Raw genomic sequence first — 25,567 nt, 5'->3', positions numbered from 1 at the left:
GTGCGGTGTTGGTCGTCATTGCATTTGCTTTTTTTGCCTTTGGGTGCCGCCTGCGTGAATGGCGTCGACGTCGGCATCGGCGCGGTTTCAGCGTGGCTTCAGTATGGGCGCCGCTGCGGTATCGAGAAGTAGGTCGTCAGCATCTCGGCCAGGCGCCAGGTGGCGCAGGGCCGGCGGCAGTGTGCGTCGAAGCCTGCATCTTTCAGGGTTTCGATAGGATCGGCCGGCCAGATGTTGCTGATCGCGACCAGCAGCCGGCCGGTGATGTCCGCGTCGGGTCGCAGCGCGCTGATGAAGGCATAACCGGATTCACTGTCGAGCCGGGTGTCCAGTATCAGTGCCTGGGGCTTCCAGTTCTGCAGCAGCGAACGCGCCGATTTCAGGCTCTGCGTGTGCATGACCTGCAACCCGGTCAGCCGCAGCAGCGCGGCCAGCGATTCCCCGATCAGTTTGTCCTGGTGAGCGATCAGTACTCGCGGCGAGCCAATCGGCATGCGCGCCTGTTTGCCGCTCCACAACGCAAAATGTCTCTCTTCATCCGTGCCTGAACGACTGCTCATGGTGTCCTCCTCCTGGTTTTATGTGACTGGGCGGGGCGCCGGAGCCGTATGACCTCCATTGACGGCAACTTCGAGTCCGGCGTTGGAAGTGCTGCGGAACCGATGACGCAGTGTCGCGTTTAAGCATTTGCCGCAAAACCCGGTCGAGGAGGGGAACCGCGCGGCTTTTTCGGGGGGACCGGAGACCCTCCTTCGTATCCCTGCGAAAGAGGGGGTGGCGACGCCCCGACATGCCGTTACCATCAGGGCGTGATTTACGGGAATGGCAATGGAAAACGGTAATTTCAAGACGGTGCTGCTGGTCGAGGATGAGGGGCTCACTAGAAGCGCCATGAAAAGTCTGATCCTGGCCAATGAGCCGTTGCTCGATATCGACGAGGCTGACGGCTTCGAACAGGCCACGGAGAAGCTGTCCGCGCGCTCGTACGATCTCGTTTTCCTCGACTATCAATTACGGGGCAATTCCACGGGACTCGATCTGCTGAACTGGATCGGGGTGCAGGAGCGCGAGGTACAGACCATCATGCTGTCCGCACAAGACGACCGCGATACGGTGCTGGAATGCATCAGGAGCGGCGCATGCGGCTTTATTTCGAAGGCGAGTGAGCAAGGGGCGGGCGTGTTCCGCGAGGCCCTCAAGACGATTCTGAGCGGTCGCGTGTATTTGCCCAATAGCGTGCTGGGAAAGGGCGGTCACAGCCCCAAGCCGGTGTCCACGCATTCCGGCGTGACGGTGGAATCGCTGAACCTGCCGCCACGCCTGACCGAGACGCTGCGCTATTTATTGCAGGGTTTGTCGAACAAGGCGATCGCGAGAAAAATGAATATTAGCGAGAACACCGCCAAGGAGTATTCAAGCGATCTCCTCGCCCGGTTTCATGTGACCCGGCGGACGTTCCTGATCGTGGAAATGGCGCGGCGGGGGATTGAGATGCCGATGGGCAACGCGGTGGCTGCGGGCGCGTCCCGGTAGGGGCCGGGCGGTTGGACCTGAGAGATTTATAAAATAAGAAGTGTGGGTGAGGCTTTGTCTGCGTTTGCGCCTCTACAATGCCGCCGAGGTCTTGCCGTCGCGGCAGGACATGGGCAATGCCAGGATTCCACATGCGTGTAGTGAAAAAAAAGACCGGCAACAGCAACGCACCGCTTGTTGCCGACGGGGAAACCGGATCCATCGCCGAGATGCCTGCGCGATTCGCCGCGTACGACCTCAATCACCTGGTGGCTGGCATTACCCGGGACAACATGCATGCCGAGGTCGGCTTCGGCCCGGCGGTTGGCGCTGAAGCGTTCTGAAGTGGCCTCTTGCGGACGACATGTGCTCAAGGTTGACGACCGATCGCCCTCCGGGCGGTCGATTTCCGGCTCGTCAGCAAGCGCCTGCGGCATCGCCCACCGAACGTCCCGCTATCAGCGACGCAATCTGCCGGCGCAATTCCGTCGGGCTAACAGGCTTGCTCAACACGTCGTGGTCGCATGCGAGCGGCACGATGGTCGCGGCCGGTTCGCCCGTGACGACCAGGCACGGGCAGCGCCGCCCGATTTTCGCCGCACCCAGCATTGCCACGTCGCGCGCTGTTTTTGAATCGCGCAAACGGAAGTCCGTGATGATGAGATCCGGATAACGTTCAATGGTGTTCAACGTCTCCTCGAACTCCTCGAAGCTGCTCGCGGAGTCGAACAGCATGCCCCATTGCACGAGGAGCGCTTCCGTTGATGCCCGCACGAGGCTGTCGTCCTCCACCAGCAACGCATAAAGTCCGTCCAGCGGCACGGTCTGCAAATCGGCGGTCTCGCCGCGTGCCCGCGGTGCGGCTTCGCCGAGAGGCGAACCACAAATGGGCATTTCGAGCGAGAAGCGTGAACCGCGTCCTTCGGTCGATTTCAACTCGATCCGATGCTCCTCCAAGATGGACACCACAGCGTTCACGATCGACAGACCGAGGCCGAGACCCCTATCGCTGTCCCGCTCGGTGTTGCCGACCTGGAAGAACGGCTGGAAGATCGAATCCCAGTGTTCCGATGCGATGCCAATGCCGTTGTCCACCACGTCAATGCGTGTTCGCGTGGCAGAACGCACCACGCCCACAATCACCACGGGCTCGGCTTTCTTGCTGGCATCGGCGTAACGAATGCCGTTCGACACCAGGTTCACGATGGCCCGCCCAAGCCAATGCGCATCGCTGCGCACATACACGGGCGCCTCTGGCATGCGCAGCCGCAGCTCCACCCCGTGCATAGCCGCGAGCGGGCGCAGCTGTTCGGCCGCTTCCAGCACCGCGATCTTGAGGTCGAACACGTGATAGCGCGGCACGACCCGGCCGGACTCGAGCCGGGACAGATCGAGCACTGCGTTCAGGAAGCGCGCAAGGATCACCGACGAACGGCCGGATTCATCGATCAGCCGGGCGGCTTCGGTTACATCGTCGTGATGCAGTGCTTCGGCGGCAGCTTGCAGGAAGAGATTGAGCGCGTGCATGGGCTGCCGCAAATCGTGCGTGGCAGCGGCGAGGAAATTCGACTTCTCCTTGCTTGCGGTTTCCGCTGCGAGCATCTGCTGCTCTTTGAGCGCGAGCAGTGCGTTGGTCTTCGTGTCCTGATCCTTCTTCGACGCGAGCAGGTCCAGGTTCTTTCGTTCCAGTTGAACGTTTGCGGTAAGGAGCTCGTTATTAAGCACACCGAGAGCACGTTCTGCCGCGAAGCGCTCACGCGATACCCGCTCCGCGTGCACGCACACGCCATGACCAATCACGACGACGTTGAAGAGATAGAACAGGCCCATGTAGAAGTCTTCGGGCGAGAGAATCCTGATGGTGAGCTGCAGCAGGATCACGGATGAAAACGTGACCACGGCAGCCGTCAGCGCCACTCTCGACTTCAAATAGAAGAAGCCGAACTGGAAGAAAAACACAAGGTAGAGGCCAACGAAATACCATGTGTAGTTGAACGGCCCCGGTGACAAGGCCACCAGTAGAAGCAGCAGCAAATTGCAGCCGTAGACGCCGCTGAGGATCACGCGTTGGGACGTGGCATGCGTCGCAAACGAGGCTCTCAAGGTCAGGCTGCCGACAAACACAAGCAACACGATGCCGGCCAGCCGCAGCGCCATGATCTGCATGAATACGGGTGCAAGCACCGCGCTTTCGCGCCCGAAGTTGAAGTCGTACCAGAGAAAGCAGACCCATACGCTCAGCGCGAGAAGCGCCGATGCGCGGCGAAACGCGCAGAACCGGCGGCTATGATCTTCGAGGAACTGGGCTTCAAAGGCAGCATCGGGAAAGGGCTTTGGAATCGAGAGATTGCGGACGAGGCTTAAGCCCGCATCGCGCGCGGACGAGGAAAAGAGCCGCGACGGTTTGGCCGCGGCAATGTCAGCAACATGCTCGGGAACGTCCATGATTCGCTCACTCGAAAAAGGGCGTGATCGATTACTTTAGCCGACCACGCGCCTGAAGCAAATATCGTTTTTTACAAAGCATCCAAAGTGCTTACCGTCCATGACTGCATGTCATGGGCTTGATGACCAGCGCGCGCTCGCTAACCGCAAACTCTCACGCTACGCTCGCTTTCACGTTTACAGGATCGATATTCTTTCAGCGCTTATTCGTCTGATTTTTAAAAAGGTGCCGCTATGTCACGTATTTTCATTACAGGCTCCGCCGATGGACTCGGTCAAATGGCCGCTCGTCTGCTTGTTGCGCAGGGGCATCAGGTGGTGCTGCATGCCCGCCATGCCGAGCGCGCGCACGAAGCGATGCGAGGCGTATTGGGCGCAGAAGCTGCCGTGTCCGGCGATTTGTCGAGTATCGAAGAGACTGCCCGCGTGGCCCAACAAGTTAACCGGCTGGGACACTTTGATGCCGTGATCCATAACGCCGCCGTTGGGTATCGTGAGCCGCGTCGCGTTGAGACTGTTGACGGCTTGCCGCACGTGTTCGCGATCAACACGCTTGCGCCGTACATCCTGACCGCTTTGATCGATAAGCCACAGCGCCTGGTTTATCTCAGTTCGGGGCTGCATGAAAGCGGCGATACGAGTCTCGACGATCTGCTTTGGGAAAAGCGCTCCTGGCAGGGCGCAAGCGCCTATTCCGATTCCAAATTGCACGACATTCTGCTCGCGTTCGGCGTGGCACGGCGTTGGCCCGGCGTGTTGTCCAATGCCGTGCATCCCGGCTGGGTGCCGACCAAAATGGGCGGCTCGGGCGCGCCGGATGACCTGAAGGCAGCGCCGCAAACACAGGCTTGGCTCGCCGTCAGCGACGATCCTGCCGCAAGGGTGACCGGCGAATATTTCTTCCATATGAAACGGCGCGAGCCGAGCGCCGCCGCTCGCGATGCAGGCTTGCAGGATCGGCTGATCGAGGCTTGTGAGCGCTTGTCGGGGATTCGGCTGCCGGAGTGAGGGAGCGGGAGCGGGGGCGAGAAGTTGTACGGCCCGGCGCAAATCCGTGAATGCGTCGGGCGCTATTTGTTGTCGCTTATGGGGCGTATTCGGACGCCAGGAACGCGTCTGCATGACGAGCCCCTACGGATCCTTTAGATCAACTCGGAAATCTCGATCAGGTTCAGATCGGGATCGCGGACGTAGACCGAGCGAATTTTCTGCGTGGCTCCAGTGCGCTCGACCGGCCCTTCAATGATCGGCCACTCGTGCTGCTTCAAGTGCGCGATCACGTCGTCCAGCGGCACGGCCGCGATGAAGCACAGGTCCAGCGCGCCCGGCGCCGGCACATGCGCCTTCGGCTCGAACTCCTTGCCGCGCACATGCACGTTGATTTTCTGGTTGCCGAACTTGAACGCAGTCCTTCCCGCACCAAAGGTTTCGAGCTTCATCTGCAGGACTTCGATGTAAAAATGGCGCGCCGCCGCTTCATCGACGCAAGTGAGAACGAGGTGATCCAGGTGATCGATGATGGCCATGTCAGGCTCCTTACTTGGCAACTGCCTGTTGTGCGGGGACGCTACCTGCGTCTATTGGCGGCGCGTCATGCAGGTCGAGCCGGCGGCCGGCCTTGAGGATCTGGCTCGGCACGTCGTGACCTATCAGGCGCGGCAGCAACGCCGCTGCGTTGAGCGCCGCGTTGAGGTCGACGCCGGTGTCGTAGCCGTCCAGTTCCAGCATATGCACCAGTTCTTCCGTGCACACGTTGCCGGTTGCACCGGGTGCATAGGGACACCCTCCAATGCCGCCAAGCGATGCATCGAAACGATCGATGCCTGCATCCAGCGCCGTCAGCGTGTTGGCCAGAGCCATGCCGCGCGTGTTGTGGAAGTGCAGCGTGAGTTCGAGTGCGGGGAATGCCGCGCGCACGCGTTCGCAAAGTGCCTTCACCTGTGAGGGGAACGCCATGCCGGTGGTGTCGCAGAGCGTCACGCCGTGCACGCCGAGACTGGCGAAACGCTCGGTCCAGCGCAGCACTTCTTCCACCGCGACGTCGCCCTCCATGGGGCAACCCATCGACGTGGACAACGACACGTTGATGGCTACTGGCGTTGTCTTCACCACGCCGATCACTTCGCTTAATTGTGCGAACGACTGTTCGCGGCTCATGCGCAGGTTCGCGCGGTTGTGGGTCTCGCTCACCGACATCACGAGGTTGACTTCATCGACACCGCACGACAACGCGCGTTCCGCTCCACGCACGTTCGGCACGAGCGCGGTGTAGACCACGCCTTCGCGCCGCGCGATGCCATGCATGACGGCTTCGGCGTCGCGCAGCGCGGGAATGGCTTTCGGCGATGTAAACGACGTCACTTCTATCTTCGCGAATCCGCAGGCGCTCAGGGCATCGATCAAGGTAATTTTCGCGTCGGTATCGACGAATTGTTTTTCGTTCTGAAAGCCGTCGCGGGTCGCGACTTCCTGGATATACAGGCGTTTCATGGGGCTCCTCATGTCGGATAGTGACGCGTTATAAAGACATGATGAACCTGCGTCGGTGGCCTGAAAATCGGTGGATTTTCCACGACCGTTTCCAAATTGGAAAGGCTCGCGCCAAGGATCGCCCGAGCGCCTTCGCACGCCAAATGCTTCGTCATGGCACAGTTTTGGTTAAACATTACTCTCCAGCAGGAGCTTTTTTCCATGTCCGATTTCATTCTCGACAATCCGTTTCTCGAATTCCTCGATGCACGCCTGGTTGCGTGGAAGAGTGGTTACGCGGAGTTCCGCATGCCGATCCAAGCCCGTAACCTGAACCGCCAAGGCGTGTTGCAAGGCGGCGCGGTAGCGACCTTACTCGATGCCGCATGCGGTTACGCAGGTCTCTATGCAGCTGACGGCGAACCGGCCATTCACGGTTTCACGCTTTCTCTGACGGTCAATTATCTCGACACCGGGTTGGGTGAGAGTGTGACGGCAAAAGGTTTTATCGAGCGGCAGGGGCGCAGTATCTTTTTCTCGCGTGGCGAAGCGTGGGTCGATGACAAGCTTCTGATTGCCAGCGCACAAGGGACATTCAAATATGCTGGTTCGCACGGGAAGAAGTGATTGTTTTTGAGCGGCGGGCAGTGAAAAGCATAGGGTGCTTTGACTGAGGCTCGAGCCCTCAATGGTATGCGAGTTCTGTTGCACGCAGATTTTGCAAGTGGTAGGCCGTGTCCCCATTCGTTAGGAGCGCTGCGTTCGCATCGGCTGCACGGCATCGGCTACACGACTCGCTGGCGGGACCGATGTCGCTTTGATCCTATCACCATGACGTGATCGTTCTAGGAGCGGGGTTTATGGTCGCATCTACTCAAAGGGACCCATCCAGCGCGTTTCCGGTGTGCCGGCTCGCTAAAAAAATATCCTGAACGCCGTTCCTTTTCCCGGGAGTCATCGAATGTCGAGAACGTTGGAAGCATCGCCCCCTGAAGTCGATCTGAAAACGCTGCGTAAGGTGATTCTGGCGGCATCGATCGGCAACTTCGTCGAATGGTTCGACTTTGCCGCATATGGTTTTCTCGCGACTATTCTCACGCGCGAGTTCTTCCCGAGTGGCGATCCGGCGGTCGGACTGCTCAAGACCTTCGCCGTTTTCGCCGTGGCGTTTGCATTCCGGCCGCTGGGCGGCATTGTGTTCGGCGTGATTGGTGACCGCATTGGCCGCAAGCGCACGCTTGCGTTGACGATCCTGATGATGGCCGGGGCGACCACGCTGATCGGTTTGTTACCGACGTATGCCGCAGTCGGCGCGTTCGCGCCATTCCTGCTGACGGTCATCCGCTGCGTGCAGGGTTTCTCCGCCGGCGGCGAATATGCCGGCGCTTGCGCTTACGTGATGGAGCACGCGCCGCAGCATAAGCGGGCGCGTTACGGCAGCTTCGTGCCGGTATCGACGTTCTCGTCTTTCGCGGTGGCTGCGATCGTTGCCTATGCACTCGACGCGTCGCTTTCCGCCGATGCCATGAGCGCCTGGGGCTGGCGCGTCCCGTTCCTGGCCGCCGCGCCCATTGGCCTGATTGGGCTGTACTTGCGCATGAACCTTAACGAAACCCCGGCTTTCCGCGCGCTTGAGGGCGAGCATGACGTGGCGCATGCGCCGCTGCGCGACACGTTGCGCACGCAGGCGGGGGGCATTTTGAAACTGGGGGCGTTCATTTCGGTGACGGCGTTGTCGTTCTACATGTTCACTACTTATTTCGCGACTTATTTGCAAGTAGCGGGTGGGTTGAATCGCGCAACGTCGCTGCTGATCACGGTGATCGCGTTGTTTTTCGCGGCGGCGCTGTGCCCGCTGGCTGGCCTTTATTCGGACTGGGTCGGCCGCCGGAAGACTGTGTTGACGACGTGCGTGATCCTGATCGCGACCGTCTATCCGTCGTTCTCGCTGGCGGGGTCGGGGCACTTTTTGCTGTCGGTGATTGGCGTGGGCATGCTGGCGATTGGGGCGGTGTTGTCGGGCGTGGTCACGGCGCCGTTGTTGTCGGAGGTGTTTCCGACGCGCACGCGTTATACAGCTTCCGCCATTACCTACAACTTGGCCTACACGGTTTTCGGCGGTACGGCGCCGCTTGTTGCCACGTGGCTGATCACGACGACGGGCAACAATATGTCGCCGGCGTTGTATTTGATTGTGATCTCGGTGATGGGATTGATTGGTGGATTGATGTTGCCGGAAACGTCGAAGGTCTCGCTGCATGGGGCGGGTGGCGCACAGCCTGATGCTGCCGCCGATGTTGCTTTCACTGCCGCTAATTAGGCAATCCACGAAGAACCGAAGCGACAAGTGGGCGTGATGCCGTACCGGTTCCTCGACATCTGGTGCTTGCCCGAGAGCGTTAGGGGCGAAGCGTGTTCGTGTAAGGATTCGCGAGAAGGAGGGTTTCACACATTGGTGGCTCTAGCGAGCACCGTGCTTTTGGGGCACCTATGAATGGGAACTGCACGCTGTGGACACTTAGGGTAGCGTGGTTTGAAAGCGTTTTCTTTGCTTCGTTTCTTTGTCGCTTTGGACAAAGAAATGACGCGCTGCCACGCGCAGTGGCTAAAAGTGATAAAGAAATCAGCTAACCTAAGCAGACCGCTAAGGCTGAAAGCAGCAACCCGACATGGACTCAGACCGCTAACCCTGGAACCTGGCAACCCGGCATCAACCCGACCGCAAACGCCAAAACCGCCAAAGCTCCAAAAAAAACCGTCCACCGGCGCGAGCGAACCAGTCACTGCCCGATGTGCCTCGACCCCGCGATCACCCGATCCACGAATCGCAATTTTTCGACAACGGGCGGTGCGAGGGCGAACGGATAAGCGTCCGGCATGCCCAGACTACGATTCAGGCTGTTCAACGCGTAGGTGAGGGGAAACCACTGTTTCATCAGATGATCGAAGGTAGCTTCGCCAGGCGGTGGCTTAGCCTCCAAGGTAGGGTCCAGCGAGTTCCCCGGCATGAGCGCGACGCCGCACGCCATGGCGGTATCGACGGTGTCCACAATGTGCAGGTAGTGCGCCCAGGTTTCCGCCCAATCCTCCCACGGATGCGTGGTCGCGTACGCACTGACAAACGATTTGCCCCAGTCCGGCGGCGCTCCGTCCTTGTAGTGCTTTGCCAGCGCTTCGCGATAATTCGCCCGCTCGTCGCCGAATAGCTTACGAAATCCCCTAATCCACGGCGTATCGGCGACCAGCCGATCGAAATAGTAGTGACCAATCTCGTGCCGGAAATGGCCCAGCAAAGTCCGGTAGGGCTCGCCCATCGAAAGCCGGACGCGTTCCCGTTGCGCGTCATCGGCTTCCGCGATGTTCATGGTGATCAGGCCCTTGTTGTGACCGGTCAGCACTCTTTTACCGCGTTTGTCTTCCAGGAATCTGAACTGCAGCCCGGTTTTCGGATTCTCCCGACGTGACTCCACGCGCAGTCCCAGCGCACCGAGCGTGTAGAGCAGGCGGCGTTTGGCCGCTTCCAGCCTGAACCAGTAGTAGCGGCGGTTCGGCACGCCAAGGTTGGGAATAGTGTGCGTCAGGCGGCAGGCGTGGCACAGCGGGTCTGGGGACTCGGCCGGAACCATCCAGTTGCAGACTTTTTCGACTTCGTAGTTATGACAGCGCCTGTACAGCGTATCCCGGTGTTCAGGGTGCCGGCTGCGCCACAGGCTCTCGCCTGCGTCTTCGAAAGCGCTGATTTCAGCAATTTCCGGGATAAAACCAAGCAGCGATTCGCAGCGTTCGCAGCGAAAATTCTCGAAGAAAACCAGCTGATTGCAATGATTGCAATGGAACGTTTTCATAGGCCGCGGGTATCGAAGTACATGGCGCATGTTCCCCTAATATGGGCGTGCGCGCAGGAAGTTCTTCGAAGCAACCTGCATGCCGCCGGGAAAAATGATTCCAGGGGCGGCTTCAGACCTAGCTTACGCGTTCTGTCAGATACGCGGTCACGACGGTTTTGTATTTATCGACGCAGGCTTCCAAACGGGCGTCGACATAACCAGTCACAACGCGATCAAGCCAATTTATTAGTCAGGATGACGATCTAACTCATCAGCCGACAAACACGTCCACCCGCTTTACTGGCTCGGCGCACCCGCACTTGCTCCCACCGGCGCAGCAGCTGCCTTGGCCGGGTCCTGGTTCGGGTCCATCTCCCATCCACCGCCTAGCGCCAGGAACAAGTTGACCTGATCGAGCGCGACCTGACCTCTCGCCGCAGCCAACTGCGAATTCGTCGATGTCAGGGTCCGCGTTGCATCCAGATCGGCGATAAACGATTCCCGCCCAGCGAGAAAGAATCGATGGGTCTGATCGGCGGATTCAGCCGCTGATTTCTGTGCGGCCGTCAATGCATCGGCGCGGGTGTAATCGGCGGCATACGTGGCGAGGCTGGATTGCGTTTCCCGCAGCGCCTTCAACACGACGCCATCGAACTGGGCAAGTGCGGCATCGGCACCGTATTGCGCGGCTTGAATCCGCCCGCGCTGACCGTTCACGGGGAAGCTCCAGCTAATCAGAGGACCGAAGCCCCATCGTGCGGTCGGTTGTGTGCCGAGATCCTCAAGCACCCCCGTGAGCCCCGCCGATGCCCCGAGGGTCACCGTTGGAAACAGCGCACCCGTGGCTACGCCGATCCTCGCTGTCGAGCCAGCGAGCTTGCGTTCCGCCTCGCGTACGTCTGGGCGCCGGCGCAGCAGCGCGGCGCCATCGCCGACGGGCAGCGGCTGCGCGATCACCGGTGTCTTGTTGCAGGCAAACACGCCCTTGGGCAGATCGGCGGGCGCACGCACCAGCAGCGTGGCGAGCTGATATTGAGCGATCCGCCGGCGTGCCGTGTAGACCGGAATATTTGCCGAGAGCGTTTCCACTTGCGTCTGGCCGCTCGTGACATCGGGCGCATTGCCGCGACCCGCCTGCTGCAATCGTCGCGATACGGACACCCGCTGGCGCTGCAAGTCGAGCGAGCGCTGCGCGATGCCAAGCTCTTCCGCCGCCGAGCAATTCTGCACGTAAGCGCGCACTACGTCGGCTACCACCGTAATGCGGGCGAGATCGGCTGCTGCCTGGGTTGCATCGCTATCGGCGCGCGCGGCTTCCACGCCCCGGCGAAGCGTGCCGAACAGATCGAGCTCATAAGAAATGTTGATGCCGATATCACCTTCATTCGCGACGGGAATCTTCTCCGTGAGCAGGTATTGCTCCGCCGATTCCTGCGCGCGTTTGAACGCCCCCGACGTACCTCCCGAAAAACCGCCTTGCGCCTGTGCCACGGTGAGCGCGGCGCGCGAGCGGCCGAGATTGGCGGCGGCGACGCGCAGATCCGTGTTCGATGCCATGGCTTGCTGGACCAGATCGTCGAGGACGGGGTCATCGTAGAGACGCCACCAGTGCGCCGGTACGGGGCCGGCGGATATCGTCGACTGACCATTCGCGCCGTCGAGCGGGGCGTTGGCGAATGGTGCATTGACGACGGCGTCTTTCGGCACCGAGTAGTCGGGACCAACCGTAAAACACGCGGCAAGCGCGAGCACGAACGGCGTCAGGACGAGAGCGCGCGGCATCTTCATTGACTCGCACCCGGCGCGGAGGCGGTCGCAGTGCCGCTAACCGGTGCGGCACTCACGGGAGCAGCAGCGGAAGCGCCTGAAGCACCCGAAGCAGCAATGACGCCGCTCGCGCCACCTGTACCGATCACCGTGTTCGATTTGGCGAGCGGCGCAATATCACGCACTGACACCGTCGCCGTGCGCCCCGCGATCATGCGGAAATCTGCCGGCACTTCATCCAGCGCGATTCGCACCGGGATCCGTTGCGCCAGCCGCACCCAGCTAAACGCGGGATTCACGTTCGGCAGCAGATTCGAGCCCTGCGTGCGGTCGCGATCCTCGATCCCCGCCACAATGCTCTGCACGTGCCCGCGCAATATTTTTGTCTCGCCCATCACCTTGATATCCACCGGTTGCCCAATGTCGATCCCGTGGAGCTTCGTCTCTTCGAAATAACCATCGACACGGAACGAATGCAGGTCCACCACCGACAACACCGAGCGTCCCGCCGTCACATATTCGCCCGTACGCGGCGCGCGATCGTTGAGATAACCATCGACGGGACTCACGACTGTCGTGCGCTGCAAATTGAGCCGCGCGGTATCAATAGCGACATCCGCATCCGCGAGCGCCGCTTCCGCCGTTTGCACGCGCGAATGGCTTTCCTCCGTCACTTCACGCGCGACGAGGTCGCCGAGCGTGCGGTTGCGGGCGTCCTCGCGGCGGGCCTGATCGAGCGTTGCGCGGCGCTGCAGGGCCGTTGCCTGCGCCTGACGCAGCGCGAGTTCATAGCGCGCCTGATCGATGACAAACAGAACCTGACCGGCGTTCACCGGCTGGTTGTCGACCACGTTCACGCTCACGATCAGGCCTCCCACGTCAGGCGCCACTTGCACGACATCGGCGCGCACATGGCCGTCGCGGGTCCAGGGCGCGAACATGTAGTAGTCGACCAGCCGCCACAACACGAACGCGGCGATTGCCACGACGACGAGCGTAAAGAGGATCTGTCCAACGGAGAACCAGGTTTTTTTCACGGTAATAGCCGATGCGAAACAATGACCACGATGCCGAGCACGATCACGTAGATCGCGAGATCGAAAATGGAGCGATGCCAGACGAAACGGTACAGGCCGACGCGTGCGAATACCCGCGTGACGACCAGGCAGAGCAAGTACGAAACCAGCATCAGCACCAGCACGGCGGGCAGGAACACGCCGTAGATATCGATTTCACCGATCATCGCGGGGTGCTTTGGAAAAAGGAATGGAAGGAGCGGCGTGTCATGCAGCAGGCTCCGGCGGGGGCGGCAATGCGGACGCGAGCGTATCCGGAAACAACGACAAACGCATGCCTACCAGCGCATGCAGCGCGTCGCGAATCTGGCGGCCGGGAGCGGCCGGCGTCTGGCCCGGCTGCACTTCCACGGCGGCCGCTTCCGCTTCCACCGCGCCGCCGCGCCTCGTGATGCGTTCCAGCGCCAAATCGATAGCCGTCTCCAGGCTCGCCGGCACCGGCTGACGCGCGCCGCGCTCCACGCACTGCTGGAAATACGCGCGCACGCCTTCCAGAACGCGATCGACCGACGCGAGATCGGCGTCATGCAGACGTCGCCGCAGACGCCGAAGGTCGAGCGAGTTGAAGGCAATGCGAAGATCGCGAAAACTTTCGATGGACGGATGACGCTGGTCGTCGCTGGCGGCCAGACGCGGGATGACTTGCATGAGACGGTCGATCATGCGCGCGGTGTGGTTTTTCTGGTCATCGACGGGCCGGGTCGATGCGCTCAGCGCCACGTCGCGCCAGCCCGAGCGAATCAGCCTGGCCGCTGCCAGTTCGGAGCCGAACGGCCGCGTCACGCGGGTCCAGACGAACGCGAATAGCAAACCCGCCGGGCCGGCCAGATTGCTGTTCATGAAGGTCAGGAAGTTGGCGTCGTAGGTTCCCTGGATACTGATGAACGTGGCGGTATTCACCGCCGTCAGCATGGTCGCGAGGTTGAATTGCGGGCGCGGGATCAGCGTGCCGATCAGGATGAACGGAACCGCGAACATGATCACGAGCATGGGGAAGTCGTGCACCGTCGGCAGGATGACGAACAGATAGAGTCCGGCGAGCACCACGGCCAAGCAGGTGTAGATAAAGAACGAGAACACCTGGGGCGCGGGTTCATCGAGGGCGGCGAAGAAACAGCACGCAACCGCGGCCAGTGTGACGGCACCCGCACCGTCGTTCCACCCGGATGCAATCCAGAGGCTCGAAGCGATGAAAATGGCCAGCACGGCGGAACCCGCCGAAAACAGCAACATGCCGCGATCGAAGTATTGCTGCGTGCCGCCCAGCCGCCAGTGCCGGTAACGGGGCCGCCAACTGCCTTGTTCATTCGTGATGATCACGCGCAGCGCGCGGCAATCCTGCCAGACATCGACCAGTTGTTTCAAACGCCACAGCGTGTTCGACAGCAGCGCGCCTTCCCACGTCCGCAGCGTGTCCGCGTCGGGTTGCAGGCTCGCGATCCGGCTGCGCAGGGCGTCGGCCTTGGGGTCGTTATTGGCATGGCTGGATGACGCTGAATCGGTGCGCGCGGACAGCGGTTCGTCGAACCATGTGACGATGTCGGCGAGTAGCGGCTCGAGCCCCGGAGGCGGCGGTTTCTGGCCGTTGAACAACGCCGCCAGCGGGTCGCTGATCGCCGACATGATCGGCATCAGCAATTGCATCCGGCCACGCAGCGCCTGCGCCCGCGCGAGTATATCGGGCCGGGTGTGGTCGTAGGCAAGCTGGCTCAGCAGGAATTCGAGCGCGTTGACGGTGACCGCGAGCCGCTGCCGGCACGCCGAGATGGTCGTGCCGCCGACCCGCCCTGAGAGCGTTTCGCGGGCATAGAAAGCGGCGTCGCGGAACCACGCGTCGGTCCGCTCAATCAGCGTTGGCGCAAGGCGATTCGGCAGTATGGTGCCGCCGACCACGCTCGCACACACAATGCCGAGCAAGATCTCCTCGGTCCGGGATACAGCCAGGTCGAAGACGCCCGCGGGGTTCATCACGGAAGGCAGCGCGATCAGCGGCATGGTGTAGGCGGCCAGCATGAACACATAGCTGCGCGCGGTGCGGTCGGAGATGGCGAGAAGCAGCAGCGTACCCGTCCACAACGCGACCACGGCGCTGAACCAGTAGGGCGACTCTACGAATGGCGGCACGAACAGCACGGCGGCCGACGCGCCGATCATGGTGCCGAGCGCGCGATACAGCGCCTTGGAACGCGTCGCCCCCACGAACGGATTCGACACGATATAAACCGTCGCCATTGCCCAGTAAGGACGCGGCAGCTCCAGCTTGAGGCCTATATACAGCGCCAGCATGGAAGCCGCAAAGGTCTTGACCGAGAATATCCAGTCGCGCGAAGTGGGGTACGTCATGGTGCGCTAGACGCCTTCTTCCGTATTGGTGTCGGTCGGGCTGATTGTTGGGCTGATGCCAGGGCCTTGGTGTGACGCGGGTGTTGGAGCTTGCTGCGTTTGACTGGACGCGCCAAGTTTAAATGCAGCGAATACCCGCAGGGTCGCCTCCAGGTCTTCCCGGCTGACTTCATTCAGGACACCAGCGCGCAGTCCGATCAGTTCTTTCTCGATCTTGGCGGTCACCGACCGGCCTTCGTCGGTGAGCGAGATGATTTTCGCGCGGCGGTCGTCGGGATCTTCGTCGCGGCGCACCAGATTGGCCGCGCACAACTGATCGAGCAGACGCACGAGCGACGGGCCTTCGATTCCGGTCAACTCGGCCAACGCTACTTGTCGAACCGGCGCGTCAAGCCGCGCCGCGATCAGCAGCGGCGTCGCGCACGCTTCGGAGACGTTATAGGCTGCAATCACACCATGGCTGGTGCGCCGCCACTGGCGGGAGGCAATCACGAGCGCGCTGCTGACGGATTGACGAAGGACATCGATGCTTGGCATGGCGCGCATTGTATTTCGACGACAATTCGTTAGCAAGCTATTGAATTATTTTTTTGGGGCGAGATGATCCTGATGCGGGGTGAGGGCAGGTAAGAGGCCGGTTTAGCGCCTGTAGCCGCGCTTGAGCAGGAGTTGGCTTAGTACTGTGAACGCCATCGTGGGGAGTTCATCAAGCTTTCGCACAACGATGTTATGCGCATAAAACTTTTCTACGGCGTCGTCAAGAAGACCGATCCCAATCAGTTCTATCCCCGAACTCGTGATTTCGTCTATGCGTGCCCGCAGGTCCGTCCGCAATATCACGGGATGACCATCGCCTGTGGCGGGATAGCCGTCAGACAGAACCATCAGAATGCGCCGGCCGGCGCGAAGCGCCGCCAAACGCTCGGCGGCCCACGCCAAGGCTTCGCCGTCCGGATTTTCGTGACCGCAATCAATCGCGCTCAAACCTGCTGGATTGTTCGAGCCGAAGCGCTTGTATATCTGCAGGTCGAGCCGTTCGACGCGCCGGTTATAGCGGTTCAAATCCACGCCTTCGGCAAGCTTTTGCTCGTAAAGCGCCCGCATTTCCGGGGATTCGACCGAGCTGTAGCCAAGCACTTCGCACTTGAACGACAGCTGCATCAGCGCGTCGCAGAGCGCGGCGGCGCAGAGCCTGGCCAGAGCAATCTTTCCGCCGGCCATGGAGCCGCTGCGGTCGATCAGCAGCGTGACGGCGGCATCTCGTCCTTCGGTCGCGCGCTTGACGCGAAAGGGCGTCCGATACCCCGGCGACACAACCAGTTTCGCCAGCGCCGGCCGGTCGATTTCCCCGCGTTCCTGTTCGCGTTTCCAGTGCGTCTGTTCATCGGCTTTCAGCGCGCGTTCAAGGCGTGCGGTCAGCGGGGCGGTTTCCGCCCGTGCGAGCGCGCGCAGGTTGCGCCACGCAGCGGCGTCGCCGAGGCCGGTGAGGTCGGTGATGAGATCGAATTCGGTCGTGAGCGGAATGGACAGGCGAGGGCGGCCATCGATCATGTCGATATCGAACGTCATCGGCGGCGCCGGCGAGCGTGCTTCCGACGCCTCCGCGCTGGCGTCCGACGGTGCCTGGGCCATGCTGGCGGCGTCCGGCGATGCCGCGTCGGACATGTCCTGCGACGCCGCGTCCAGTGCGTCCGGATCGCCCGAAACCTGCTCTGCATCTAGCGCTTCGTCGGCGTCGGCGGAAAACATCATGGTGTTCACATCGCCAGCTGCCAGCGACCTGATCCGTGCCACAAGCGCTCGCGCTCCCGCCACGCTTTCAGCAGTCGAACGGCTGGCACGGGTGGTTTGCAGCAACTCACTCACCGCGCCGAGCGTGGCGATGAGGGTCGGAGTTCGTTCGGTTACGTCGGGCGCTTCGTCCCAGAGCGCGCGTTCGATGAACCAGATCAGCTTGTCGCGCCAAGCCAGGGTCGGCCAGCGTTCGTGCGTATTTCTCGCCGTTTGCTCACGCAGCTTCCCGACAAACCTGCGCGCGCCCGGATAGTCACTGAACAGCCGCTCACAGACGCGCCGGTCCTCGATTGCTTGTGCAATCCGCCGGGTCACGCCGGAATTGAGCGCGTTGATTTCACTGATGGTGGAGTACCTGGAACGCGCTACCAGCAAGTCGAGCTGGCCTGTGAGCGCGTCCAGATCGGCTGCGCCGGCAGCCTCCGGCAGCACGATCCGGTCGCGTTCTACGCGCGGCCCGGTTGTGTCGAACGATACCGTCACGCCGTATCGACCCGTCAGCACGCGCGCCGTCTTGCCTAGCATGGTTTGCATCGAGTCGGAATAGGTCAGGTCGGAGGCGGACACATTAGTTACCGGTAGTACTTAATAGTGTTGCGCTTCGGACCGGTTTCCACGTCGGCTGGTGTGAAAGCGGACCCGGCGCTCGGGGAATATCGCGCAACACTGGCTTGATTGCGCATAAACACATCGTTCATTCGTCGGAAGCGATGTGATGCCGGATGATGCTACGGATCAGCGCGGCGTCCTCGGCGCTTACTTTCGCGTAGATCGCCGGGCCGGCGGCACGTTCCGGGTCGCCGGAACGCAGCATCAGGTCAGCCCAGTCGAGCAGGCGGCGGGTCGAAAACGCGCTCGCCAGATCTTCGCGGGCAAACGCCGCGCGGCAATCGGCTGCAATGGCGGCGAGCGTTTGCGCCATCAGCCGCGTGATGCGGCTCCCAAGCGTGCGCATCAGCACTTCAGCCTCTTCCGCGGGCGACAGGTAATTCATCAGGTACACACGCCAGCGATCGAGAAACGCCTCGTTCATCAGATTGGCGCCCTGATACAGATGCCGATAAACGCTCATCGCGCCGACCGCGTTTGCGGTTGCGAACAACCGGAAGGACGGATGTGGGGGCACTAGTTCGTTGCCCTTTTCTTTCAGCAGCAAACGGCCGTGGGGTTCGAGCACGGCGGTGAGAACGGCGAGAATCGAGGGTTCGGCGAAGTCGATTTCATCGACGACAAGCCACAGGCCTTCGCGCATGGCCGTTGGCAGCACACCGTCCACCCAAAGCGTTTCACCGCCTTTCACGGTCCAGAAACCAACGAAATCACCAATGGTCGTCTGGCCGTTCATGTTCGCCCGCAGCACGCCGTGTTGCGAACGGGCCGCGACCTGCTCGATCAGGCTCGTTTTTCCCGCGCCGGTATGGCCGATCAGCAGCACGCGCCGGTTTTCCACGATGTCCTGGAGGATGTCGCTGAAACGTTCGGGGAAGAGATACGCAGGGTTCAGACGCGGCAGGAGCGGACCAGGCTTGCCGACAGGCATGTCGACCGGGCCGATCGTCATTGTTGCTTCGTTTGAATCCGGATTCGCGTCTTGCGGCGTTTGGCGCACGGCGTGTCGAAGTTCTTTCAGAAACCCGGTTCGTCCTTCCGCCGGCAGCGGTGCGAGCGCGGGATCGTTGGGTCGAAAAAATCCCTCCCGATGCCACTTTTGCAACTTCGACTTGAGGTTTTCCAGGTCGACGACCGTGTCGATGTTGGCCGGCCCGTCGCCGTATCCATGTTCAATTCGATACATCTGCGGCCGATCGGAGAGCGTCACTTGCCACCACTCGGCGCCCTGTCCGGTCGAACGCTCGTAGCGGCCAATATGAGGATCGTCTTGCAACTTCAGTTCGGGCGCGTTCATTGGCTTGCAGGAATTGGCAGGGTGGATGAGTGAGGCTGAATGTTTGAAACTTTACACGGTCGAGGGCACGACTCAGCGTGACGGACAAATTTTGGCGGCGGCGTAGAGGGATTTTTAGGGTCGGAATGGGCGATGGTTTAGCGCTAGATATTTGCGCCTTCAAATATTACAAATTAGGTTAAAAATAGCCGATAAGTAGATGATAATTAAAAGAAAATGTCATAAATCTTCGTAGCCTAAGAGTTTAGTTGTAAAAAGAACGGTAAGTTATTGTTTTTAAATAAAAAAATGTCTAAAAAAGCATCAATCTTAACGTACTACATCAAATAGTACCGATGTCGACTTGGACGGGCATCTCAACCCGATCGCATGCCGCGCGAAGTGCGTCCCAGGGCCGGTTCAAGGCCAACCTTGTCGCGCTGTTGGCAACGAAGCAAGCGTCACGTTGGTTGATCTTCTTGGCTCGTGACTGCGAGCGACGAGTCAAGATTCGAGATCCACTTCATCTTAATTCTTAACGAGAGAAATGTTGTGTAAGTATATGATTTGTTTAATAAAATAAATATAATGTGATTTAGAATGAGGTATCAACGATATATACTTGATTTTTAACGATTTTCACGAAATATCGAGGAAACCTCCGTCACTTTCAGGCTCGAAACCAGATGACATATCCTTCGTAGAAGGTCGATCTGCCACTGCACCCGCACGCGCCTCCGGCCACGCGATGGCAAAATACCCGCTCCACCCACCAGGAGCCGCAATGAGCACCCCGATCCAGCACGATTTCCGTTCCGATACCGTCACGCGACCCAGCCCGGCCATGCGCGCCGCGATGGCATCGGCGGAAGTCGGTGATGACGTCTTCCGCGACGATCCCACCGTCACGCAACTGGAAGCCGTGATGGCCGAGCGTTTTGGCAAGGAAGCGGCTGTGTTCCTGACCTCGGGTACGCAGTCGAATCTGGTCGCGCTGATGGCGCATTGCGAACGTGGCGACGAGTACATCGTCGGGCAGCAGGCGCATTGCTACCGCTGGGAAGCGGGCGGCGCGGCCGTGTTGGGGAGCATCCAGCCGCAACCGCTGAACAATCAGGCGGACGGCTCGTTGTTGCTGTCGGAGATCGAGGACTCGATCAAGCCCGACGATTCGCATTACGCGCGCACGCGACTGCTGGCGTTGGAGAACACGATCGGCGGGAAAGTTTTGTCGCAGGAGTACATGGAAGCGGCGACGGCGCTGGCGCGTCGGCACGGCCTTGCTACGCATCTGGATGGTGCGCGTATCTTCAACGCGGCGACCGCGCTCAATACGCCCGTTGCGACGCTGACGCGCTCCTTCGATACCGTGTCTGTATGTTTATCGAAGGGATTGGGAGCGCCGGTCGGCTCGGTGCTGGTCGGCAGCGAACAGTTAATCGCGAAGGCGCGGCGCACGCGCAAGATGGTGGGCGGCGGTTTGCGGCAAGTCGGCATTCTCGCGGCGGCCGGGCTTTACGCGCTGGAGCACAACGTGGCGCGTCTCGCCGACGACCACGCCAACGCCACGACGCTGGCTAAAGGCCTGGCCGCATACGGTCAACTGAAGGTCACAATGCCGGACACGAACATCGTGTTCGTGGAAGTGGACAGCACGATTGCTGCTGACTTCAAGGCACATCTGGCCGCGCGCGGGATTGGAATCACGTCAGCGTATAGCGCGACGAAACAGCGCTGGGTCACGCATCTGGACGTGGATAGCGCGGCGGTGGAAAACGCATTGGCTGCGGTCCGGGCGTTTTTCTCCGAACGGTAACCGCCGCGTGCGCGTTCAATCCTCCTTGATGAAGTCGATGAACGCGCGCAGCGGCGCGGGCATATGCGTGCGGCTCTGGTAGTACAGAAACGGCCCTGAAAAGCTCTCCCACCACTCGTGCAGTACGGGCACGAGTGCGCCGCTTTGTATGGCTGGCCGCAAGAACTCCTCGAACGTATAGATCATGCCAAGGCCCGCTGTCGCGGCGCCCACTTCAAGCTCGATCACCGACGCCACCAGCGGTCCATTCGGCGTGAATCGAACCTGCTCGCCATGACGCTCGAAGCGCCACGCCGCCAGAACGCCGCTTGCGAACCGATGCCCAATGCACGCGTGTTCCAGCAAATCGCGAGGGTGTTCGGGCCATCCGTGCGCCGCAAAATAGGCCGGCGCACCCGCCGCCACGAAATGCTGCGTGCGCGGGCCGATTGGCACCGCAATCATGTCGCGCTCCAGCCGTTCGTCGTAGCGGATGCCGGCATCGAAACCTGCTGCCAGCACATCGATAAACGTATCGTTCGATACCACCTCCAGCGTGATCCCCGGATGCGCGGCGAGAAAGCGCGCGACGATCGGCGGCAGGACGTGCATGGCCACGATGGTCGGCACGTTCAGGCGCAAGGTGCCGGTCGGGCTGTCGCGGAAACTGTTGATCGCGTCGAGCGCGCCGGCAATCTCGCCCAGCGCCGGCCCTAGCCGTTCCAGCAGGCGCTGCCCGGCTTCCGTGACCGTGACACTGCGGGTCGTGCGATTTAGCAGACGCACGCCGAGCCGTGCTTCGAGGCGGCGGATTGCCTCGCTCAGCGCGGAGGCCGAGACCCCGCGCAAACGCGCCGCGGCCCTGAAACTGCGCACTTTAGTAATGGCGACGAAGGCGCTGAGATCGGAGAGATCGGGATCATTCATTGTGCGTTTTTCCGTACAGCCCGTGCTGTGGAGGCCGGATTGTCGCACGACAAAACACCTCGCATACTCTTTCCACCGCTCGCAATCACGCGACGCCTGACCCCCTACGGAGACTTGACATGGAACATCGGCAGCTAGGCGCAACTGGACCGCGCGTATCGGCACTCGGACTTGGCTGCATGGGCATGTCCGGCATGTACGGACCGGCCGATCGCAGCGAAAGCATTGCCACGATTCACGCCGCGCTCGACGCCGGCATCACGCTTCTCGATACCGGTGACTTCTACGGCAGCGGCCACAATGAAGCGTTGATCGGCGAAGCGCTCAAGGGCACGAAACGCGACGCTGCCGTTATCAGCGTGAAATTCGGCGCGCTGCGCGATCCGGCCGGCGGTTGGGTCGGTTACGACGCGAGGCCGGCCGCTGTGAAGAACTTCCTGACGTATTCAATGCAGCGCCTGGGAGTGGATTACATCGATATCTATCGGCCGGCGCGACTCGATCCCAATGTGCCGATTGAAGACACCGTGGGTGCGATTGCCGAGATGGTGAAAGCCGGTTACGTGCGTCACGTCGGGCTGTCCGAGGTCGGTGCCCAGACCATTCGGCGCGCAGCGGCGGTGCATCCCATCGCGGACTTGCAGATCGAGTACTCGTTGATTTCACGGGGTATCGAAGGCGATATTCTCTCGACGTGCCGTGAACTCGGCATTGGCGTGACGGCTTACGGCGTGTTGTCGCGAGGGCTGATCAGCGGCCATTGGCAGCCGACGCAAAATCTGGCCGGCAACGACTTCCGCGCGCACAGCCCGCGTTTTCAGGGCGAAAACGCCGAGCGCAACCTGCAACTGGTCGAAGCGTTGCGGCGGATTGCGGAAGCCAAGGGCGTGTCGGTGGCGCAGATCGCGATCGCGTGGGTCGCGGCGCAGGGCGACGATATCATCCCGCTGGTTGGCGCTCGGCGGCGGAACCGGTTGACGGAAGCGCTGGGCGCACTCGATGTCGTGCTGACGCCGGATGATCTTAGTGCAATTGAATACGCCGTGCCGAAGGGCGCAGCAGCCGGGGACCGTTACGCGGCCGCGCAAATGGCTCATCTCGATAGCGAGTCACGTCACGGCTGACGGCTCCGGTCAAGCGGCTCAGTCAGGCCTGCTGAGTTGGCGCGATCCGATTGCAAGTTGGCGCGATCGGATTAGCGTCGCGGAGCGCACGCCGCTTGCTGGGTAGTCCGGATCGCGCAGCCGGCGAGATCGCGTGGTTCCTGGGCTTTGAAGAGTCAACTCGTTTTCCTGGGCGTTCAACCGGTGGGAAGGAATGACGCCTCAGCGATGGAGGGGAAGTGTGGGCGAGGGCTGTGACCGGCTGTTTTCGGAACCCATCATTTGATTCGGAATGCTGATTAGATGCTGCTGGCGCCAATCGGCCTTGAAGTTTCATCGCCGATTGGCACCTACGTCAGCGCTCGGTCATCACGCACACAATATTGCTGAATATGTCTGGTTGGGCCGGGCGTGACGGGTTCTCAACGCGTCCCCCCTACGCCCAGTGGCCGTTCAAGAACGCAGCCGCCGCGTCGAGCGCGCGGCGCGCGGCCGGCAGATCTCTCGTCGCGCCCTGGAAGACGTGGTGCAGACCTTCGAAGATATCGAGCTGCACCTCGCCACCCTTGTCCGCGGCCGCTTGCGCGTAGCGCCGCGCGTCGTCGAGCAGGATCTCGTCGCTGCCCACCTGGATCAGCAACGGCGGCAAGACGTCGGGCACGGCGTAGAGCGGCGACGCCCGGCCGTCCTTCGGATCTGCGCCGGCAAGATAAGCCGCGGCGGGTCCCCCAAGCATTTCCGGCTGGAAGAAGATGGGGTCGCGGATGTCGGGACTGGTGACAGAGGCGCCGGTCATCGCCAGATCGAGCCAGGGCGAAAAGACCGCGATGGCCGTTATCGCCGGTGAGGTCGTCACCGTATCGCCCAACACACTGAGGGCCAGGCCGCCGCCCGCGGAGTCACCGACCAGTGCGACCTCCGAGACGCCCTGGCTGCCCAACCAGCCGCGAACCGCGGCGGCGGCTTCGGACGCGGCCGGGAACACGTGCTCCGGCGCCAGTGGATACTCGGCCACGAACACCGCCACTCCCGCGCGGACCGCAACCTGACTGGCTAGGCCGCGATACGCCTTGGCCGAGCCGAGCACGTAGCCGCCGCCGTGCAGGAAGAGGATCGCCCGGTCGGCCGGGGCGCCAGCCGGCCGCACCCACCAGCCGCTGACGCCGTCACGGTCGATGGCTTCCAGGGTGACGCCATCGGCGATCGGGGTCCTGGCGATCAGCGTGTCATAAGTTTCGCGCTGATTGCCGGCGGGGTCGGAGAACAGCTGGTGGATCCCGGCGAGCACGGTCTGCTCGATTTGGCGCTCGTCATCGGACAGAACGTGGCGGGTTTCAACGAACGTCGTCTTGGGCATGGTGGTCATGGAACTTTCCTCTGGTCTTGGGCCGGACACTTCCGAACCTCGTCTGGCGACAGGATCATCCATTTCTATCCGGCACGGAAGTCTGGATTCCGGAATACAATCCATTCCTGACAGGAAGTATTGGGAACCTTCAATGGACCGGCTCGACGCGATGCGCCTTTTCGTCCGTGTGGTCGAACGCGGCAGCTTTTCGGCGGTGGCCCGGGAAGCTGGCGTAGGCCAGTCGGCGGTCAGCAAACAGATCGCCGCCCTCGAGGTCCACCTGGGCGCGCAGCTGCTGCGCCGCACCTCGCGGAGCATGACCCTCACCGAGGCCGGCCAGGTTTTCTACGAATCCGCCTTGCGGGTGGTCGACGAATTCGACGCGGCGGAGTCCCTGGTCGGCCGTGGCCAATCCGCGCCGTCCGGCCTGATACGGGTGACCGCCGCCCCGGTGTTCGGGCGGCTCTACATAGTGCCGCGCCTCCCGGAGTTTTTTGCTCGCTATCCGGACATCTCCATCGAGCTCACCGGGTCCGGGCGCAACATCAACCTGATCGAGGAAGGCGTCGACCTGGCGATCCGCAACGGTGAGCTCACCGACTCCAGCATGATCGCGCGCCGCATTGCCACGGCGCCTTTCGCGACCGTCGGCACGCCGGCCTACCTCGCGGTGCGTGGCGTACCCCTGACCCCCGCCGACCTCGACGCCCACGCCTGCCTGATTTTCGCTCCGCTCCACGAGCCCCTGCCGTGGGAGTTCCGGGACGGGTCGAGGTCCCTCCAGCACCACCCGAGGGCGAACTTCCGCACCGCCGACGCCGAACAGATCCGCGCGGCGGTACTCGCCGGCCTGGGCCTTGCCCACGGTCCCGTCTGGGCGTTCGCGCCCGAGATTGCCTCGGGCGCGGTCCGCGTCGTGTTGGCCGACTACGCCCCCGGTCCGCTGGCCATCAGCGCCGTCCACCCCGCCGGCCGGCGTTTGCCCACCAAGGTCCGGGTGTTCATCGACTTCCTGGCGGAGATCCTGGCGGGCGATCCGGCGTTGACGGGGCACTCAAGCTGAGTCGACATCCAACGGCCTGGGCGTTCCCGGTTTGGCCGATACGCGAACCATCTGCGTTGAGTGAATAGGCGCTTTCACTTAACGCTGACCGCTGACGATAGCAATTTCCGCCTCTGGACGTTGCGACGACCTTCCAGCTCATGCGCTTGTGCGGGCCTTTCCCGCACTGCATAACGATAAAACCCTGTCCTGCAATAAACTATGAGGCTCGAA

The 25,567-nt window shown here is 61.5% G+C and carries 22 protein-coding genes; 8 read left to right on the top strand and 14 right to left on the bottom strand.

Annotated features, from left to right (window positions below; all coding sequences use genetic code 11):
* Positions 1 to 98 precede the first annotated feature (98 nt).
* The gene (locus tag SBC1_RS31585; RefSeq protein WP_165104269.1) at positions 99 to 560 is read right to left on the bottom strand and encodes a response regulator; all 462 of its coding nucleotides are present in this window, start codon (positions 558 to 560) and stop codon (positions 99 to 101) included.
* 268 nt (positions 561 to 828) lie between these two features.
* Here SBC1_RS31585 and SBC1_RS31580 point away from each other — a divergent pair, with 268 nt between their 5' ends.
* Together SBC1_RS31580 and SBC1_RS31575 are read left to right on the top strand one after the other, a co-directional pair.
* Entirely contained in the window at positions 829 to 1,533 is a 705-nt protein-coding gene (locus SBC1_RS31580) for a response regulator transcription factor (RefSeq protein WP_165104268.1), read from the top strand.
* Between the two features lie 131 nt (positions 1,534 to 1,664).
* Positions 1,665 to 1,856 (top strand): PbsX family transcriptional regulator, encoded by a 192-nt coding sequence (locus SBC1_RS31575; protein ID WP_165104914.1) that lies wholly within the window; start codon positions 1,665 to 1,667, stop codon positions 1,854 to 1,856.
* 73 nt (positions 1,857 to 1,929) lie between these two features.
* On the opposite strand, the gene SBC1_RS31570 is transcribed toward SBC1_RS31575, so the two are convergent.
* Positions 1,930 to 3,957, bottom strand: a complete 2,028-nt coding sequence (locus SBC1_RS31570) for a hybrid sensor histidine kinase/response regulator (RefSeq protein ID WP_165104267.1) — start codon at positions 3,955 to 3,957, stop codon at positions 1,930 to 1,932.
* A gap of 234 nt (positions 3,958 to 4,191) precedes the next feature.
* Here SBC1_RS31570 and SBC1_RS31565 point away from each other — a divergent pair, with 234 nt between their 5' ends.
* A complete protein-coding gene (locus SBC1_RS31565; protein WP_165104266.1) occupies positions 4,192 to 4,965 on the top strand; it encodes an SDR family NAD(P)-dependent oxidoreductase in 774 nt (257 codons plus the stop codon).
* A gap of 134 nt (positions 4,966 to 5,099) precedes the next feature.
* On the opposite strand, the gene SBC1_RS31560 is transcribed toward SBC1_RS31565, so the two are convergent.
* On the bottom strand, positions 5,100 to 5,483 hold the full coding sequence (locus SBC1_RS31560) for a VOC family protein (RefSeq protein WP_165104265.1): 384 nt from the start codon (positions 5,481 to 5,483) through the stop codon (positions 5,100 to 5,102).
* A 10-nt stretch (positions 5,484 to 5,493) separates the two neighbouring features.
* Positions 5,494 to 6,459, bottom strand: a complete 966-nt coding sequence (locus SBC1_RS31555) for a hydroxymethylglutaryl-CoA lyase (RefSeq protein ID WP_165104264.1) — start codon at positions 6,457 to 6,459, stop codon at positions 5,494 to 5,496.
* A 189-nt stretch (positions 6,460 to 6,648) separates the two neighbouring features.
* On the opposite strand from SBC1_RS31555, the gene SBC1_RS31550 reads away from it, so the two are divergent.
* Both SBC1_RS31550 and SBC1_RS31545 read left to right on the top strand, forming a co-directional pair.
* Positions 6,649 to 7,053, top strand: a complete 405-nt coding sequence (locus tag SBC1_RS31550; protein WP_165104263.1) for a PaaI family thioesterase — start codon at positions 6,649 to 6,651, stop codon at positions 7,051 to 7,053.
* A gap of 334 nt (positions 7,054 to 7,387) precedes the next feature.
* Positions 7,388 to 8,746 carry an MFS transporter gene (locus SBC1_RS31545; RefSeq protein WP_165104262.1) on the top strand — a complete coding sequence of 453 codons (1,359 nt, stop codon included), beginning with the start codon at positions 7,388 to 7,390 and terminating at the stop codon, positions 8,744 to 8,746.
* A gap of 460 nt (positions 8,747 to 9,206) precedes the next feature.
* Here the strand turns inward: SBC1_RS31545 and SBC1_RS31540 are convergent, their stop codons facing one another.
* The 8 genes from SBC1_RS31540 to SBC1_RS31505 all read right to left on the bottom strand — a co-directional run bounded on the left by SBC1_RS31540 (position 9,207) and on the right by SBC1_RS31505 (position 19,139).
* Complete coding sequence (locus SBC1_RS31540) at positions 9,207 to 10,271, bottom strand: putative zinc-binding metallopeptidase (protein WP_165104261.1); 1,065 nt, start codon at positions 10,269 to 10,271, stop codon at positions 9,207 to 9,209.
* A gap of 279 nt (positions 10,272 to 10,550) precedes the next feature.
* Positions 10,551 to 12,041, bottom strand: a complete 1,491-nt coding sequence (locus SBC1_RS31535; RefSeq protein ID WP_165104260.1) for an efflux transporter outer membrane subunit — start codon at positions 12,039 to 12,041, stop codon at positions 10,551 to 10,553.
* Complete coding sequence (locus tag SBC1_RS31530; RefSeq protein WP_165104259.1) at positions 12,038 to 13,057, bottom strand: efflux RND transporter periplasmic adaptor subunit; 1,020 nt, start codon at positions 13,055 to 13,057, stop codon at positions 12,038 to 12,040. Before SBC1_RS31530 ends, SBC1_RS31535 begins: the two co-directional genes overlap by 4 nt.
* Positions 13,054 to 13,263 carry a DUF1656 domain-containing protein gene (locus SBC1_RS31525; RefSeq protein ID WP_165104258.1) on the bottom strand — a complete coding sequence of 70 codons (210 nt, stop codon included), beginning with the start codon at positions 13,261 to 13,263 and terminating at the stop codon, positions 13,054 to 13,056. The genes SBC1_RS31530 and SBC1_RS31525 overlap by 4 nt, the downstream gene beginning before the upstream one ends.
* Positions 13,264 to 13,303: 40 nt before the next feature.
* Positions 13,304 to 15,439, bottom strand: a complete 2,136-nt coding sequence (locus SBC1_RS31520; protein ID WP_165104257.1) for an FUSC family protein — start codon at positions 15,437 to 15,439, stop codon at positions 13,304 to 13,306.
* Positions 15,440 to 15,445: 6 nt separating this feature from the next.
* The gene (locus SBC1_RS31515; RefSeq protein WP_165104913.1) at positions 15,446 to 15,976 is read right to left on the bottom strand and encodes a MarR family winged helix-turn-helix transcriptional regulator; all 531 of its coding nucleotides are present in this window, start codon (positions 15,974 to 15,976) and stop codon (positions 15,446 to 15,448) included.
* A gap of 102 nt (positions 15,977 to 16,078) precedes the next feature.
* On the bottom strand, positions 16,079 to 16,753 hold the full coding sequence (locus SBC1_RS40700) for a hypothetical protein (protein ID WP_370469716.1): 675 nt from the start codon (positions 16,751 to 16,753) through the stop codon (positions 16,079 to 16,081).
* Positions 16,754 to 17,927: 1,174 nt separating this feature from the next.
* A complete protein-coding gene (locus SBC1_RS31505; protein ID WP_165104256.1) occupies positions 17,928 to 19,139 on the bottom strand; it encodes an AAA family ATPase in 1,212 nt (403 codons plus the stop codon).
* Between the two features lie 763 nt (positions 19,140 to 19,902).
* Here SBC1_RS31505 and ltaE point away from each other — a divergent pair.
* Positions 19,903 to 20,934 (top strand): low-specificity L-threonine aldolase, encoded by a 1,032-nt coding sequence (ltaE, locus tag SBC1_RS31500; protein ID WP_165104255.1) that lies wholly within the window; start codon positions 19,903 to 19,905, stop codon positions 20,932 to 20,934.
* A gap of 15 nt (positions 20,935 to 20,949) precedes the next feature.
* Here the strand turns inward: ltaE and SBC1_RS31495 are convergent, their stop codons facing one another.
* Positions 20,950 to 21,840 carry a LysR substrate-binding domain-containing protein gene (locus SBC1_RS31495; protein ID WP_165104254.1) on the bottom strand — a complete coding sequence of 297 codons (891 nt, stop codon included), beginning with the start codon at positions 21,838 to 21,840 and terminating at the stop codon, positions 20,950 to 20,952.
* Positions 21,841 to 21,959: 119 nt separating this feature from the next.
* Here SBC1_RS31495 and SBC1_RS31490 point away from each other — a divergent pair, with 119 nt between their 5' ends.
* A complete protein-coding gene (locus SBC1_RS31490; protein WP_165104253.1) occupies positions 21,960 to 22,964 on the top strand; it encodes an aldo/keto reductase in 1,005 nt (334 codons plus the stop codon).
* Between the two features lie 415 nt (positions 22,965 to 23,379).
* On the opposite strand, the gene SBC1_RS31485 is transcribed toward SBC1_RS31490, so the two are convergent.
* Positions 23,380 to 24,309: an alpha/beta hydrolase fold domain-containing protein gene (locus SBC1_RS31485; protein ID WP_165104252.1), complete on the bottom strand. Its 930-nt coding sequence runs from the start codon at positions 24,307 to 24,309 to the stop codon at positions 23,380 to 23,382.
* Between the two features lie 133 nt (positions 24,310 to 24,442).
* On the opposite strand from SBC1_RS31485, the gene SBC1_RS31480 reads away from it, so the two are divergent.
* Positions 24,443 to 25,354, top strand: coding sequence for a LysR family transcriptional regulator (locus tag SBC1_RS31480; RefSeq protein ID WP_165104251.1), 912 nt, complete (start codon positions 24,443 to 24,445; stop codon positions 25,352 to 25,354).
* Positions 25,355 to 25,567 lie beyond the last annotated feature (213 nt).

This window comes from Caballeronia sp. SBC1 (assembly GCF_011493005.1).
Classification (GTDB): Bacteria; Pseudomonadota; Gammaproteobacteria; order Burkholderiales; family Burkholderiaceae; genus Caballeronia.
This window is presented reverse-complemented; position numbering and strand designations above follow the sequence as displayed.

What these genes read in the sequence shown, in the direction of transcription:
- SBC1_RS31545 (WP_165104262.1), top strand. Translation starts at nt 7,388, where the DNA reads ATGTCGAGAACGTTGGAAGCATCGCCCCCTGAAGTCGATCTGAAAACG.
- SBC1_RS31580 (WP_165104268.1), top strand. Translation starts at nt 829, where the DNA reads ATGGAAAACGGTAATTTCAAGACGGTGCTGCTGGTCGAGGATGAGGGG.
- SBC1_RS31515 (WP_165104913.1), bottom strand. Translation starts at nt 15,976, where the DNA reads ATGCCAAGCATCGATGTCCTTCGTCAATCCGTCAGCAGCGCGCTCGTG.
- SBC1_RS31495 (WP_165104254.1), bottom strand. Translation starts at nt 21,840, where the DNA reads ATGAATGATCCCGATCTCTCCGATCTCAGCGCCTTCGTCGCCATTACT.
- SBC1_RS31485 (WP_165104252.1), bottom strand. Translation starts at nt 24,309, where the DNA reads ATGACCACCATGCCCAAGACGACGTTCGTTGAAACCCGCCACGTTCTG.
- SBC1_RS31560 (WP_165104265.1), bottom strand. Translation starts at nt 5,483, where the DNA reads ATGGCCATCATCGATCACCTGGATCACCTCGTTCTCACTTGCGTCGAT.
- SBC1_RS31575 (WP_165104914.1), top strand. Translation starts at nt 1,665, where the DNA reads ATGCGTGTAGTGAAAAAAAAGACCGGCAACAGCAACGCACCGCTTGTT.
- SBC1_RS31490 (WP_165104253.1), top strand. Translation starts at nt 21,960, where the DNA reads ATGGAACATCGGCAGCTAGGCGCAACTGGACCGCGCGTATCGGCACTC.
- SBC1_RS31525 (WP_165104258.1), bottom strand. Translation starts at nt 13,263, where the DNA reads ATGATCGGTGAAATCGATATCTACGGCGTGTTCCTGCCCGCCGTGCTG.
- SBC1_RS31585 (WP_165104269.1), bottom strand. Translation starts at nt 560, where the DNA reads ATGAGCAGTCGTTCAGGCACGGATGAAGAGAGACATTTTGCGTTGTGG.
- SBC1_RS31480 (WP_165104251.1), top strand. Translation starts at nt 24,443, where the DNA reads ATGGACCGGCTCGACGCGATGCGCCTTTTCGTCCGTGTGGTCGAACGC.
- ltaE (WP_165104255.1), top strand. Translation starts at nt 19,903, where the DNA reads ATGAGCACCCCGATCCAGCACGATTTCCGTTCCGATACCGTCACGCGA.
- SBC1_RS31505 (WP_165104256.1), bottom strand. Translation starts at nt 19,139, where the DNA reads ATGAACGCGCCCGAACTGAAGTTGCAAGACGATCCTCATATTGGCCGC.
- SBC1_RS31550 (WP_165104263.1), top strand. Translation starts at nt 6,649, where the DNA reads ATGTCCGATTTCATTCTCGACAATCCGTTTCTCGAATTCCTCGATGCA.
- SBC1_RS31570 (WP_165104267.1), bottom strand. Translation starts at nt 3,957, where the DNA reads ATGGACGTTCCCGAGCATGTTGCTGACATTGCCGCGGCCAAACCGTCG.
- SBC1_RS31565 (WP_165104266.1), top strand. Translation starts at nt 4,192, where the DNA reads ATGTCACGTATTTTCATTACAGGCTCCGCCGATGGACTCGGTCAAATG.
- SBC1_RS31520 (WP_165104257.1), bottom strand. Translation starts at nt 15,439, where the DNA reads ATGACGTACCCCACTTCGCGCGACTGGATATTCTCGGTCAAGACCTTT.
- SBC1_RS31540 (WP_165104261.1), bottom strand. Translation starts at nt 10,271, where the DNA reads ATGAAAACGTTCCATTGCAATCATTGCAATCAGCTGGTTTTCTTCGAG.
- SBC1_RS31535 (WP_165104260.1), bottom strand. Translation starts at nt 12,041, where the DNA reads ATGAAGATGCCGCGCGCTCTCGTCCTGACGCCGTTCGTGCTCGCGCTT.
- SBC1_RS31555 (WP_165104264.1), bottom strand. Translation starts at nt 6,459, where the DNA reads ATGAGGAGCCCCATGAAACGCCTGTATATCCAGGAAGTCGCGACCCGC.